This is a genomic window from Dyadobacter arcticus (assembly GCF_011762185.1).
GTDB lineage: Bacteria > Bacteroidota > Bacteroidia > Cytophagales > Spirosomataceae > Dyadobacter > Dyadobacter arcticus.
This window is the reverse complement of the sequence record NZ_JAASQJ010000001.1, coordinates 264,492-278,879: the sequence shown is the minus strand read 5'-3', so window position 1 is coordinate 278,879 and position 14,388 is coordinate 264,492. Positions and strand designations below refer to the sequence as shown.

General features: G+C 44.4%; 11 protein-coding genes. 8 read left to right on the top strand and 3 right to left on the bottom strand.

Translation table 11 applies throughout. From position 1 onward, the window contains the following. Positions 1-41 precede the first annotated feature (41 nt). Positions 42-1,655: an acyl-CoA carboxylase subunit beta gene (locus FHS68_RS01250; protein WP_167266452.1), complete on the top strand. Its 1,614-nt coding sequence runs from the start codon at positions 42-44 to the stop codon at positions 1,653-1,655. A gap of 21 nt (positions 1,656-1,676) precedes the next feature. Continuing rightward, positions 1,677-2,555 carry an NAD(P)-dependent oxidoreductase gene (locus FHS68_RS01245; RefSeq protein WP_167266449.1) on the top strand — a complete coding sequence of 293 codons (879 nt, stop codon included), beginning with the start codon at positions 1,677-1,679 and terminating at the stop codon, positions 2,553-2,555. A 67-nt stretch (positions 2,556-2,622) separates the two neighbouring features. Here FHS68_RS01245 and FHS68_RS01240 read toward each other — a convergent pair whose 3' ends face one another. Continuing rightward, positions 2,623-2,910, bottom strand: coding sequence for a hypothetical protein (locus tag FHS68_RS01240; protein ID WP_167266447.1), 288 nt, complete (start codon positions 2,908-2,910; stop codon positions 2,623-2,625). A 99-nt stretch (positions 2,911-3,009) separates the two neighbouring features. Here FHS68_RS01240 and FHS68_RS01235 point away from each other — a divergent pair, with 99 nt between their 5' ends. The 3 genes from FHS68_RS01235 (at position 3,010) to FHS68_RS01225 (ending at position 5,522) form a co-directional block, all read left to right on the top strand. Next, on the top strand, positions 3,010-4,947 hold the full coding sequence (locus tag FHS68_RS01235) for an SGNH/GDSL hydrolase family protein (protein WP_167266444.1): 1,938 nt from the start codon (positions 3,010-3,012) through the stop codon (positions 4,945-4,947). 97 nt (positions 4,948-5,044) lie between these two features. Next, on the top strand, positions 5,045-5,239 hold the full coding sequence (locus FHS68_RS01230; protein WP_167266441.1) for a hypothetical protein: 195 nt from the start codon (positions 5,045-5,047) through the stop codon (positions 5,237-5,239). Further along, on the top strand, positions 5,220-5,522 hold the full coding sequence (locus tag FHS68_RS01225) for a hypothetical protein (protein ID WP_167266438.1): 303 nt from the start codon (positions 5,220-5,222) through the stop codon (positions 5,520-5,522). The genes FHS68_RS01230 and FHS68_RS01225 overlap by 20 nt, the downstream gene beginning before the upstream one ends. Positions 5,523-5,524: 2 nt before the next feature. Here FHS68_RS01225 and FHS68_RS01220 read toward each other — a convergent pair whose 3' ends face one another. Both FHS68_RS01220 and proC read right to left on the bottom strand, forming a co-directional pair. Next, positions 5,525-6,436, bottom strand: a complete 912-nt coding sequence (locus FHS68_RS01220) for a DUF1338 domain-containing protein (RefSeq protein WP_167266436.1) — start codon at positions 6,434-6,436, stop codon at positions 5,525-5,527. A gap of 3 nt (positions 6,437-6,439) precedes the next feature. Then, the gene (proC, locus tag FHS68_RS01215; protein WP_167266433.1) at positions 6,440-7,243 is read right to left on the bottom strand and encodes a pyrroline-5-carboxylate reductase; all 804 of its coding nucleotides are present in this window, start codon (positions 7,241-7,243) and stop codon (positions 6,440-6,442) included. Positions 7,244-7,382: 139 nt separating this feature from the next. Here proC and FHS68_RS01210 point away from each other — a divergent pair, with 139 nt between their 5' ends. Genes FHS68_RS01210 through FHS68_RS01200 form a run of 3 tightly spaced genes read left to right on the top strand, consistent with a single transcriptional unit; the run spans position 7,383 to position 14,263 of the window. Next, positions 7,383-10,811, top strand: a complete 3,429-nt coding sequence (locus FHS68_RS01210; protein ID WP_167266430.1) for a transglutaminase family protein — start codon at positions 7,383-7,385, stop codon at positions 10,809-10,811. 28 nt (positions 10,812-10,839) lie between these two features. Beyond that, positions 10,840-13,398, top strand: a complete 2,559-nt coding sequence (locus FHS68_RS01205; protein ID WP_167266428.1) for a circularly permuted type 2 ATP-grasp protein — start codon at positions 10,840-10,842, stop codon at positions 13,396-13,398. Then, positions 13,388-14,263, top strand: a complete 876-nt coding sequence (locus FHS68_RS01200) for a transglutaminase family protein (RefSeq protein ID WP_167266425.1) — start codon at positions 13,388-13,390, stop codon at positions 14,261-14,263. Before FHS68_RS01205 ends, FHS68_RS01200 begins: the two co-directional genes overlap by 11 nt. Positions 14,264-14,388 lie beyond the last annotated feature (125 nt).

Genomic DNA, 14,388 nt, shown 5'->3' with positions numbered 1-14,388 from the left:
TATTTTTGACAACAACACTTCCACATCTTCATCGCAACCCTATGACCAGCCAGGAAAGCTTACCGGAACTAATCCAGACACTCAGGACCAAATATGAAGAAGTCAGACTGGGTGGAGGCATTAAAAAAATCGAGGCACAGCACAAAAAAGGTAAATTAACCGCCAGGGAAAGGATCAATTACCTGACTGATTCGGAATCATACTTTCTGGAAATAGGGGCTTTCGTAGGCGATGGTATGTATGTGGAAGAAGGCGGTTGCCCGTCTGGGGGCGTGGTCGTGGGAATTGGGTATGTGGCCAATAAGCAATGTATGATCGTCGCCAATGATGCGACCGTGAAAGCCGGTGCCTGGTTTCCGATTGCTGCCAAGAAAAATTTGCGCGCGCAGGAAATAGCAATGGAAAATCGGCTGCCTGTCATTTATTTGGTAGATAGCGCTGGCGTGTATCTTCCCATGCAGGCAGAGGTTTTCGCTGATAAAGAGCACTTTGGCAGGATTTTCAGGAACAATGCGCAAATGTCCGCAATGGGAATTGTCCAGATTGCTGCAATCATGGGCAGCTGCGTTGCTGGTGGTGCATATCTCCCTATTATGTCGGACGAAGCTTTTATTGTGGAAGGAACCGGCTCATTGTTTCTGGCAGGGCCATTTTTGGTTAAATCCTCAGTAGGCGAAGATATAGACGCTGAATCGCTGGGCGGGGCAACCATGCATTGCGAAATTTCCGGCGTGACGGATAACAAATTTCCTGACGATAAGTCATGCCTGGACGCAATAAAAAGACATATTGATAAAATCGGCAAACCAATGTCAGCGGGTTTTGATCGGAAAATTGCTTTAACACCAAATCGAAATCCTGATGAAATTTACAACCTGCTGCCAACCGATCGCCTCAAACCTTACGATGTACTTCCAATTTTAGAATGCATCGTCGACGCTTCTGAATTGGACCAATATAAACCGGATTATGGAAAAACATTGATTTGCGCTTATGCCAGGGTCGATGGCTGGGCAGTAGGGATTGTAGCCAATCAGCGGAAAATAGTAAAATCCGGAAAAGGCGAAATGCAGATGGGCGGCGTCATTTATGGAGAATCTGCCGATAAAGCAGCCCGTTTTATTATGAATTGCAATCAAAAGAAAATCCCACTCCTGTTTTTTCACGATGTGACGGGCTTTATGGTGGGAAGCCGCGCAGAACAAAGTGGAATCACAAAAGATGGGGCTAAAATGGTCAATGCCGTAGCCAATTCAGTGGTACCCAAATTCACATTTATCATCGGCAATTCTTATGGCGCAGGTAATTATGCGATGTGCGGAAAGGCGTACGATCCGAGATTGATATTCTCCTGGCCAACCGCGCAAATGGCAGTTATGAGCGGCGCTACCGCAGCGAAAACGCTTCTACAAGTACAGACTGCCACATTGAAAGGGAAAGGAGAAACCTTGACCGAAGCAGCCGAGAATGAGTTGCTTAAACAGATTACAGATCGCTACAATCAGGAGTTATCACCTTATTATGCCGCAGCCCGACTTTGGGTAGACGGCATCATTGACCCTGTGGAAACGCGGCGCATTATTTCAGCGGGTATAGAAGCCGCAGATCAGTCGCCCATTGAAAAGCCTTTCAATGTGGGGATCATACAAGTTTAAAATCACTTAAATATTCGACGTATGTCTGAAAAAATTTCATTTCTTGGTTTGGGAAATCTGGGTATGCCTATCGCCGAAAGTCTGATCAATTCGGGATACGAATTGACAGTTTGGAACAGAACGCAGTCCAAAGCAGAACCTCTTGCCATACTTGGAGCAAAGGTTGCCGCTGAGCCGATGGACGCGATTATTCCAGGTGGTATTGTCATTTCCGTACTGGCCGATGATGCGGCATTGGAGGAAATTTTCTCAATGGAAGTGGTTGAAAAGCTTGGGAAAGGCGGCATCCATATTTCCATGAGCACCATTTCGCCTGAAACTTCCAGGCAGCTTAGCCAAATTCATGAATGGTATGAAGCCACTTATGTTTCAGCCCCCATTTTCGCGAGGCCGGAAGCTGTTAAGGCCAGAATAGGTAATATTTGCATTTCAGGAAATGTGGCGGCGAAGGAACGTGTGAAGCCGATTTTGCAAACATTCGTAAAAGGGATCTTCGATTTTGGGGAAGAAGTGGGTGCAGCAAATGTGGTAAAGTTGGCAGGGAATTTCATGATTGCAGCAAGTCTGGAAATGATGGGAGAAGCTTTTACATTGGCAGAGAAAAATGGCATTTCAAGACAGGGTATTTACGAAATGCTAACCCAAACCTTATTTGCGGCTCCAATTTTTCAGAATTATGGGAAAGTAGTAGCCAGCAATATTTATGAGCCAGTTGCTTTCAGGTTACCACTGGGATTGAAGGATATTAATTTGACATTGAAAACGGCATCTGACTCCAATGTGCCGATGCCGATGGCTGACCTGATCCGCAATCGGTTTATTTCCGCAATCGCTAAGGGAAGGGATAATCTGGATTGGGGAGCGCTTGCGATGGGCGCTTCTGATGATGCCGGGTTGTAAAAAAAGAAACATGACTTACAAAGTTTTCAAAACTTGGCATGTCATGTTTCTTTTTTACTTGGTTATCCTACGCCTCTCTTAATTCTAATAACATCTCATCAGTAATATTATTCTTGGTTTTGAAATCTGCGACCGTTTCAGTAAACGAAGTTTGCAGTCCCTCAACAAGCTCCAAATTTTTATATACTCCGTCGTAAATTTCATTCAAGGTTTTATCAAGATTCTCGACATTGACATTCATATTCTCTGTCTCGATTTGACCTATTTTCTTGATCACGGCTGTCTCACTATTTTTCAAATCTTCTATTTCACGAAGAATCTTCTCCATGGTCTTGAACTTTTCGATCTTATCCATAAGTCAATGTTGTCTGGTTTATAAAGTAAAACCATCAAATATCATACCAGGCATATAGATCTTATCGGTAAATTTTATCCAAAGACTTCTTTGAAAACAATGATGACAAAACATTTAAGGTGCGTTGCAATTGCGGTTTTCTTGATAGTAAATACCTCTTTGCTGGCTCAAGCCCAGGAAAAAACAACATCCTGGAAAGGTTTTGAAAAAGTAGAATTCCAATTCGAAGACAGAGATGCGTGGTATGTTAAGCCACAAAAAGCAATAGCTGGAAATCCGTGGGTTTGGCGGGCACATTTCCCCACTTGGCACACAGAAATGGACAGTATCTTACTTTCCAGAGGTTTTCATATTGCTTATGTCAATACCAATGATTTATTCGCACATCCCATTGCGATGCAGGTTTGGGATCATTTCTATGATTACCTGGTTACGCAGAAGCAATTTGCGCCGAAAGTAGCTTTGGAAGGCGTGAGCCGTGGAGGATTATATGTTTACGGTTGGGCCAAAAGAAATCCAGATAAGGTAAGCTGTATTTATGCCGAGGCTCCGGTTTGTGATCCGAAAAGTTGGCCCGGTGGAAAAGGCAAGAGTAAGGGTTCGGATGAGGATTGGGCGAAATGGCTGAAACTATTTGGTAAAAAAGAGGATGAGATCGCCGATTTTAAGGACATACCCATCAATGACCTGGCTGGACTTGCGTCTTTCAAGGTTCCGATTGTTCATGTTATAGGTTTAACCGACAAGCTTGTTCCTCCCGCCGAAAACAGCGACATACTAGTAAAGAACTATCAAGATTTAGGCGGTCCGATCAGCGTGTATCCGATGACCCGCGGTGAGCAAACTTTGGAAGGACATCATTTCCCGATCGAGCATCCCGAATTCTTTGCCAATTTCATTGAGCAACATAGTGTTCCGGTTGTGAAGCCGATATCTCATCAGCCTTACATTGAGGCCAATAAGGGATTAGGTCATGCTTTTGAAAAATTCAAAACTGCAAAAAAAGGTACAGTAGCATTTCTGGGCGGATCAATCACACACAATCCAGGCTGGCGTAATAAAACAGCTCAATACCTCGAGGAACATTTTCCAGAAACAGAATTCACATTTATTGCAGCGGGTATTCCATCGTTGGGCAGTACACCGCATGCATTCCGGTTTAGCCGGGACGTTCTGGAAAAAGGTACGCCCGATTTGCTATTTGTGGAAGCCGCTGTGAATGATCGGGGAAATGGGTTCAGTGAAAAAGCGCAGATACGAGGCCTGGAAGGTATTCTCCGCCAAATGTATTTAAAGAACCCCAATGCAGATGTAATTCTGATGGCGTTTGCGGAACCTGCTAAAAATGCGGACTACAACAAAGGCAAGGAGCCAGTTGAAGTTTCAGTCCATCAAAGAATTGCCAAACATTACGGTGCGGCTTACATTAACCTGGCAAAGGAAGTTTACGACAGAATCGAAGCAGGAGAGTTTAACTGGAAATACGATTTTAAAGATCTCCATCCGTCGCCGTACGGACAGGAAGTTTATTTCCAAACTATAAAAGAATTGCTTAGAATGGAGGCGGCTCCTTCCAAAGAAGTCAGCCTGCCAGCTCCAATCGATAAATTTCCCTATGAAAAAGCGAGTTACCACGCATTGGGAGAAGCGAAGAATTTAAAGGAATTCACTTTGGTAAATGATTGGAAACCAACAGATAAAGTTTCCACCAGACCGGGTTTTGTAAATGTTCCAATGCTGGTAGCTGAACAGGCTAACGCATCTTTTGACCTGGAATTCAAAGGCCGCGGTGTGGGAATCGCGATCATTTCAGGGCCGGATGCTGGGAAACTTACCTATACCATCGATGGTAAAAAACTGCAAACGCTTGACCTATTTACCCAATGGAGCACGCAATTGCATTTGCCCTGGTACCTGATGTTAGCCGACGAATTAAGTGCTGGAAAACATAGGTTGCATTTAACCATCGATTCAAAAAAAAATGAAGAGAGCGTAGGGAATGCTTGCAGAATTGTGCATTTTTTGGTTAACGAGTGATGGGGAATGAGAGAATGAGTCCGCCGTGGAACGGGAATGAGTGAATGATTGAATGAGTGAATGTGGTCTTACCAATTGATTTTAAAGTAATATGGCTATGAATGATGACGAAGGTGAAGATTTTTGGTTGAGTTTGGATGAGAAAACCAAGGCTAAAGATGAGAAAACCAAGGCTAAAATAGAAGAAGGATTAAGGGATTTTGACCAAGGTCGTCATGTTGATTTTTTTGAATATATGAAATTAACTTACGGCATTAGCAGAACTGAACGCAATGATGAATCCCAGAATTAAAGAGATACTATCGATTGACCCTTTCATTATCAGCATCCTATGGAGCGATGATAAGGTAAGAGTGATTGATTTGGGAGAATTTCTTGGGGAATATTTCGGGAAAAAAGAAAGTCTGTTTTACAAAATACTGCAACCCGATACCTTTGTCAACGCCAAAACAGATGGCAAAACCATATACTGGGAAAATATCACCAAAATGGAAGATTACAATGGAGCGCTTATAGATGCTCCACTGGATTTCGATCCAGATGTACTATTCGAACAATCGGAACTTATATCCTGAAATCACCTCGAAGTCTGCGTCGTGTAAGTACTTTCAAAAATCTTGTCAGCATTAGCGGCTTCGAAACCATCCCTGCGGTGTTTTCTTTTAATTTCCTCGACAGATAAGTCTTTAAATTCTGGTAAAACTTTCCGTTCCGCGAATTCAACATAGGAGCCGGAGATTTTTAAATGTTCTCCATTTGCAAATTCAGCATTGATCATTTCTGCTACCGTGGCACTTTGCAACAGGCCTCCATCCGGACTAATTTTTATTTTCCCTCCCGAAGTATTCAGCTTAATGCCATTTTTCTCCAAAAAGTCATTGAATTGCGCCACAGTATTGTATCCTTCCGGCAAGTTGTGGACACTGATGGTGAAATGGTTGAGATAATATCGGTTGTAGATCACCCAGGCGGCATATTCGCTTTCTTTGAGCAAAGTTTGATAATCTGAAACTGAGGGAGTGCGCCAAAGCGGCCGATGCAGAAATGCATCTACTTCCAATCCATTGTCTAAATCCAGAGAATCTACCGGATCAGTTGCTACTTCATCGGTATAGCTCCTGATGATTTGCTGGCTTTCTCCTGAAAGATCTCCTACACGCAACTCGCTTACGAAAATCCGGGGATCAGTCTCCCGCGGAGGGCTATACCACCAGGCATCCAGCTTTTTACCTTCGAAAAAATAATGATCGCGCTTTTCGTAGCCGTAGTACTGAAATATTTTTTCAAAAGACTGCACCCCCAATTGCGGAACACCCATGGTACGGAATGCAATGTGATCATTTTCAATATGATCCGCATTTGCAACGATTCCTTCACGCACCATCGAATCAAGAATAATGCTGACATCCGGAACCCGCTGTTTGTAGCGGCGCATTAATCCATTCAAAACAATGTCGAGCGTTGCCAATTTATCTGATGAAGTGTTCATGTTCTAACCTTTTGATAATTCAGTCGACCTTACTTGTGCTGCGAGAATACCTTCCTTTAATGTATCATCCAAATGCCCGGCTTCAAATCGCCTCAATGCCGCTTCCGTTGTTCCTCCTTTCGAAGCGACTGCATTGATCAATTCGTCCAATGATTTGTCAGCTGTATTGATTAAATGATAAGATCCCAGCATGGTCTGCTTCACCAGCAAAGCAGCAACCGATTCTTCAAAACCCATTTGCTTCCCAGCCTCAATCATTGCCTTTACAACATAAAAGAAATAGGCAGGCCCGCTGCCGCTCAGGGCCGTAACCGCATTCAATTTATCTTCATCTTCCAAAAACACCGAGCGTCCGGTGGCATTAATCAAGTTTTCGATTTTCCGTAATTGATTCATATCCACCTCGGGAGATGCAGAATAAGCAGTGATGCCCATTCCTAGCATAGCGGGCGTATTGGGCATGGCCCGGATCACCGAATTGTGGTTCAATGCATTTTGAATAATCTCAATTGTAATTCCGGCCATGATCGACAATACAACCTGGGTAGGTTTTATAACAGCTTTCAATGCTTCAGAGACAGATAAGAAATCCTGCGGCTTTACGGACAGAATGATCAGATCGTATTCACCAATTTGAGGTCCGATAATACCAGTCAATACGCCTGGCTGAAAGTTGGTGAGACTTTCCATACGGTCGGTGCTTTTTTCAACCAATAAAAAGTCTTCTTTTTTAACAAGGTCAAATTTCAGGAACGCCCTGGCGAAGGCCATTCCCATATTGCCACAACCGATGATTGCAATTTTCATTACAGATTAATAGATATAGTATTGTAAGGATTTTGGCGAATTACGTAACTTTTAAAGAATAATTAAGTAATATCCCTTTTTTTGGGAACAGGATTTTCTTTTCCATCAAACTATCCAAGTTTATTGTAATACTCCTATTATGGCTATAAAAGTTGCTATTTCACATAAAACAAAATATAAGTACGACCGGAGTGTTTCACTTTCACCGCATATTTTTCGCCTTCGGCCTGCTCCACATTCCAGGACGCCGATCGAAGGTTATTCATTAAAAATTACACCCGAAAATCATTTCATTAACTGGCAGCAGGATCCCTTCGGTAACTATCAGGCGAGGGTCGTGTTTCCTGAAAAAACGACCGAATTAAGCATTGAGGTAGAGGTGATCGCCAAGTTGCAGGTAATTAACCCTTTTGATTTTTTTGTCGAAGACTACGCCGAGAAATTTCCATTCTATTATGAGGATGGACTAAAAAAAGAACTTACGCCCTATCTGGAACCAAGAGAATCGGGGCCGCAGCTCATGCAATGGATTGCCGAAAATAGACCTGAAAATGGCATTAAAATCGTAGACTTTCTGGTACATCTGAACCAGCGGATTTTCAATTCCATCGGCTACAACATTCGTATGGAAGTGGGTGTACAGACTTGTGAGCACACATTATCCATTAAAAGCGGCTCCTGCCGCGACTCTGCCTGGATGTTTGTGCAGGTGTTGAGGCATTTGGGAATTGCCGCCCGCTTTGTCTCCGGATATCTGGTGCAGCTAACGTCGGATATTAAATCCCTGGACGGCCCCTCGGGACCGGAAGAGGATTTTACTGACCTTCATGCCTGGGCGGAAGCTTACGTGCCGGGTGCGGGATGGATTGGTCTAGATGCTACGTCTGGGTTATTTGCAAGTGAAGGGCATATCCCACTTTGCTGTACGCCAGATTATGCGAGTGCCGCGCCAGTTTCGGGCGCTGCGGATGTAAGCGAGGTAACATTTGAATTCGATAATAAGGTTTTCAGGATTCACGAAGACCCACGGGTGACCAAACCATATACCGAGGAGCAATGGGCTGCGGTGATGAAGGTAGGTCATGATGTTGAAAAAGACTTGCAGGAAGGTGACGTACGGCTGACAATGGGCGGCGAACCTACTTTTATTTCCATAGATGACTTCGAATCTCCGGAATGGAACACCGCCGCAGACGGGCCACTGAAAAGACAGTTGGCTTATGATCTTGCGCTGAGGCTGAAAAAAAGGTTTGCGTACGGTGGCCTGCTGCATTTCGGTCAGGGTAAATGGTATCCTGGTGAACCATTCCCGCGCTGGCAATATGCTTTGTATTGGAGAAATGATGGACAGCCTATGTGGCGTAATGATGATTTGATCACCAAAGAAGGGCAAACGAAATATACATTTCACGACGTCGAGCTCTTTACCACCGAGCTAACCAAATACCTGGGTATTGACACCAACAACATTACCCCTGCCTATGAAGACCCGATTTATTGGGCAATGGAAGAGGGGAAAATTCCGGTTAATGTGGATCCTTTGAAGGTTAACCTCAAAGATTCTGTTGAAAGAAGGACATTGGCCAAATTGCTTGAAAAAGGGCTGAATAATCCTGCGGGATTCATAGTACCGATCAAATGGGACGAAGATGGAGGCTATTGGGCGAGTTCGGAGTGGCAGTTTCGCCGAAATAACTGTTTTCTGATCCCTGGAAATTCTGCTATTGGTTACAGGCTTCCGTTGACCGCCCTTCCTGAAATTGCAAAGGAAAGGCGCGAGCGGCCGATTGACCGGAGCCCGTTTGAAGACTTACCTGCACTTGGAGATTACAAATCAACTGTCCAAACCCGCTACGGATCGGTGGCGCCCGCTTACGAATTGCCTTTTAATGCAGAACCGGAAGAAGAGGAGGAAGAGGGAGCGAAAGCGAAAAAGAAAAAAGAGTATGAAAAGGCATTGCTGTTTGACCTGCCTATCATCAAAACTGCCATTTGCTTGGAGGAACGCGATGGTATCATTTACATTTTCCTTCCTCCGACCGATTATCTGGAGCATTACCTGGATTTGATGGCTTCTATTGAGGCTACCGCCGAAAAACTGAAAATGCCTGTGCGGATAGAAGGTTATCCTGCACCTTCCGATCACCGCGTCCAGAAATTGATTGTCACGCCTGATCCGGGCGTCATTGAAGTGAACATTCACCCTGCAAAAAACTGGCAGGAGCTGGTGGATAATATCAGCGCACTTTACGAAGAAGCATTTTTTTCTCGTTTGGGTACTGATAAATTTATGGTGGATGGGCGTCATACCGGGACCGGAGGAGGTAACCACGTTACCATTGGAGGCGCAAAGCCTGCGGACAGTCCTATCCTGCGCCGGCCCGATTTGCTGAGAAGCCTGCTGACTTACTGGCAGCATCATCCCGCATTAAGCTACCTTTTTGCAGGTCCGTTTATTGGCCCGACCAGCCAGGCGCCAAGGATCGATGAAGGCAGGGATGAACGCTTGTATGAAGTTGAAATCGCTTTTGACCAGATTCCAGATAACGAGGAAGTACCATTCTGGATGGTCGACCGGATTTTCAGGAATTTGCTGGTAGATATTACCGGCAATACCCACCGTTCGGAATTTTGCATGGATAAGTTGTATTCTCCCGATTCTTCAACCGGAAGGCTAGGGATACTCGAATTTCGCGCATTTGATATGCCGCCTCACAAGCATATGAATTTGGTCCAGACATTGCTGGTGCGCGCTTTGATTGCAAAGTTCTGGAAAGAACCTTACAAGCATAAGCTCATTCGCTGGGGGACCGAATTACACGACCGTTTCCTGCTGCCCCATTTTGCTTATCTGGATATGGTAGATGTGGTCAATGACCTGAAAGATGCAGGATACCAGTTTGACATTAGCTGGTTTGACCCATTCTTCGAATTCCGTTTTCCACATTACGGAGGAATTAAGGTAGATAACATTCAACTGGATTTGAGGCTTGGGATCGAGCCATGGCACGTTTTGGGGGAGGAATTGTCCAATTCAGGTACAGCCCGTTTTGTTGATTCATCTTTGGAAAGGTTGCAGGTGAAAATTAGCGGGTTTATAGAGGGTAGGCACATTCTTGTTTGCAATGGATGCCGCGTTCCACTCCGTAGTTCCGGTATCAAAGGGGAATATGTTTCGGGAATTCGTTATAAAGCATGGAATCCGCCGTCTGCACTACACCCTACAATCGGAGCGGACGCACCACTCGTTTTTGACATTGTCGATACCTGGAATAACCGTATATTGGGAGGATGTACCTACTTCGTGTCGCATCCGGGCGGTCGCAGTTTTGATACTTATCCGGTGAATAGTTTTGAGGCGGAATCGCGCAAAATCAGCTTATTCCAGGGTTTTGGCCACACGCCTTCTTCTAGACAGGAAGTGCCGATTATGGAGAATACAACCGGTAGTGTGTCAAGATTTATTGCGGAAACCAAGAAGGAAATGAGGGCTGATACGCCTATTGAACTAATTAATCCTGAGTACCCCAATACGCTGGATTTACGCAAATACTGGAAATCAAAATAGATTTTCAGCAAACCCTACTGATTGAAACATGCTTACCGAGGCTTCCGTGAATCTTTTAGAGTCATATACCAGTGGACTGAATTCTTATGACGAGGTTCTGGATTCGAAAGGAGTTGTAAAGCCTCACTGGAAGGCGCTTTTCTCTACCCTTGAAAAATTGGGCATTAGAGAACTCAACAGCAGAAATCAGGAAATCATTGGAAAGCTTCGTGAAAATGGGGTTACCTATAATGTGTATGGTACCGCTGACGGTTTAAATCGTCCCTGGCAGCTGGATCCCATTCCTTTTTTGATTGAACAAAAAGAATGGAATGAGATCACAAAAGGTCTTCAGCAACGAGCTGTCCTTTTGGATCTGATGTTAAAAGACTTGTATGGGCCACGGGATCTGGTGAGGGATGGCATTATTCCCGCAGAATTGGTTTTTGATAACACCGGGTTTTTCAGGCCATGCATTGATATCAGGCTGCCTGCGAGCCAGCAGCTGACATTGTTTGCCGCAGATATGGCCCGCGGGCCAGACGGGCAAATGTGGATTGTAGACAACCGCACACAAGCGCCTTCGGGCTCAGGTTATACACTCGAAAACCGGGTGGTGATGAGCAAGCTGCTTCCGGAACTGGCCCAGGGAATGTATGTAAGTAAACTGGCCCCCTATTTTAATAGTCTTCAAAATACCGTTCTTAGGCTTTCGGATAAAAGTAAAGATGCCCCAAACATTGTTTATCTGACGCCTGGCCCAAACAATGAAGCTTACTTTGAACACGCCTATTTGGCATCCTATCTCGGTTATACATTAGCCCAGGGTGATGATTTGCTCGTTCGAAATGGCTGTGTCTGGCTAAAATCCATTGATGGTTTACAAAAGGTCGATGTGATCATCCGCCGTATCGATGACGACTGGTGTGATCCGCTTGAACTTCGTGAGGAATCCCGCCTGGGCGTTCCTGGATTATTACAGGCAATCCGATTAGGCAATGTGCAGGTACTTAATGCACCAGGTACAAGCGTATTGGAAAATCATGCGTTTTTGGCATTTATGGAAAACATATGTCAGTATTTCTTAAATGAAAAGCTCATTATGCCGTCTGTCGCTACATGGTGGTGCGGGCATGCAAAAGAGCTTCGTTATGTGCTCGCTAACCTGGATGAACTAATCATTAAAAAGGCGAACCGGAAAACCAGGTTCAGGTCCATATATGGAAGGCAGCTCAGTCTTGAGCAAAAAGAGGAGGTAAAACGGATGATTTCGCTCTCCCCGCATGAATTCATTGCGCAACAGGAAGTGAGCCTTTCAACAACTCCATCATTGATCGACGGAAATATTGAGCCGCGATATGCCGTATTGCGGGCTTTTATGGTAGCGGATGAAAATGGTTACCATGTTATGCAGGGAGGTTTGACCCGCAGTTCAGCGGTTAAGGACCGTTTTGTGATTTCGAACCAATATGGTGGGTTTTCAAAGGATACCTGGATCGTTTCAAATAAAACGGAGGAAATTCAGGAAAAGATCATCCTGTCCACACCTGCGACGGTTAACAAGCACGTGTCGCTGCCGAGCCGGAGCGCTGAAAATCTTTTCTGGGTGGGTCGTTATTGCGAGAGAACGATGGCAATCATCAAGTTCATGAACATAACCATCAATGTTCTCAATCTGGACCGGAATTTTGGCGGGTCTGCCAAGCAGGAACACATTAAGGTTTTATTGCAATCATTAACCCATCTGTCAGCGACTTATCCTGGTTTTTTGGATGAGGAAGAAGATAAATTTCTAGATCCCTACAAAGAGATTATTGATATGATTTCCAATACTACCAGACCCGGGTCGGTATCTGCAAACATTGGCGCTTTTTTAAATGCAGTAGGCGCGGTGCGAAATCAATGGGACCTTGAAATCTGGCGGATTGTGGATCTAATCGATAACGGTTTTCACGAAATCCGGAATGCGTCGAGTATGAATAGTAATAACATTCAGAAGACGCTTGACGGGCTGTTTAACAATATGTTTACTTTCCTGGGAGTCATCGCTGAAAGCATGCCACGGGACAATAGTTTCCTTTTGTTGGAAACCGGCAAGCTCATCGAAAGGATACTGTCAAGGATTAGCGTGATACAATCCAACTTTGGTGTACGAAATACGCTTGCTATTGAAAACGAGCTGATCGAAGCCACATTGATCAATCATCATTTGCTGGTTAATTACAGGCAGGTCTACAAGTCTCATTTAAGTGTAGAAGCCATGCTGGATATGGTGCTATTAGAAAAAAACCTTCCTTACTCGCTGGCCTATATGCTGGACGAATTGAGAAAGAATCTCAGCCAGTTACCCTCGACCACAAGAGGCGAAAGGTTGAATGAGGCCGAAAAATATGTTCTAAAAGCGTCTACACTGATAAAACTGGCCAACATTGCGGATCTCAGTAAGAGCAATTTTGAATCAGAGAGGGAGGAGCTTTTTGAATTGTTATCAGAGGTTTCAAAACTGATCAGCTCGGTATCTACGACGTTGACCAACATGTATTTCAGCCACACGTTAATGCAACACTCCTTTTTCGAACCTGTGGATTACGACACCAATGAGATATAAGCTGATCCATAAAACGGAGTATAAGTATGCCCAGGCGGTCAATAACTACCACAGCCTGCTTTGCCTTACGCCGAGAACGCTGAATAATCAGTTCTGCAAAGATTTCAGCATTGAAATAACCCCTGAGCCGTCCCAAATAATCAAAAGGACCGACTTTTACGGAAATACCACACATTACTTTTCATTGCATTCTCCGCACAAGGATCTTACTGTACTTACAAAAGGTATGGTGGAAAGGGTCAGTGAAAGTACCGGCTCACTGTTTATGCCTTCCGATATTACGTGCGCTGAGGTTCGCCAAAGGCAGCGGAATGACCGCACGCTAAAAATCGCATTGCTGGAATATCTGCTTCCCAGTCCTTCGGTGAAATGGGACCTGGAGATTATCAACTATGCCCAGGATTGTTTTCAGGATAACAGGCCGCTTTATGAATGTGTGCAGGCCCTTTGCAGGAAAATTTATAAGGAATTCGACTTTGTACCTGATTTTACAACTGTGAATACGCCAATTAAGGAGGTACTACATGCCAGAAAGGGCGTTTGTCAGGATTTTTCACACCTTGCCATTGCATGTGTCAGGAGTTATGGTTTTGCAGCACGGTATGTAAGTGGTTATCTTGAAACACTTCCGCCGCCCGGAAGACCGAAGTTGCAAGGCTCAGATGCTTCGCATGCCTGGATTTCGGTTTTCATTCCGGATTATGGCTGGTGCGATTTTGATCCTACCAATAACATCATTCCGGGTGAGAGGCACATTGTTACCGCTTGGGGAAGGGATTATAGTGATGTGCCGCCTTTAAAAGGCATTATATTCAGTTATGGAAAACATACATTGAAAGTAGAAGTGGACGTAATTCCGGTTTGAGAATTGGGCTCGTTTCTCTAATTTTACGAGACATTTTGAAATAAGTACACAAAACTTCTTTTGATGTAACCGCGAATGTTCAATCCAACAACAGAAAGCAGGGTTTTGCAATGGGTTCTTCTAAG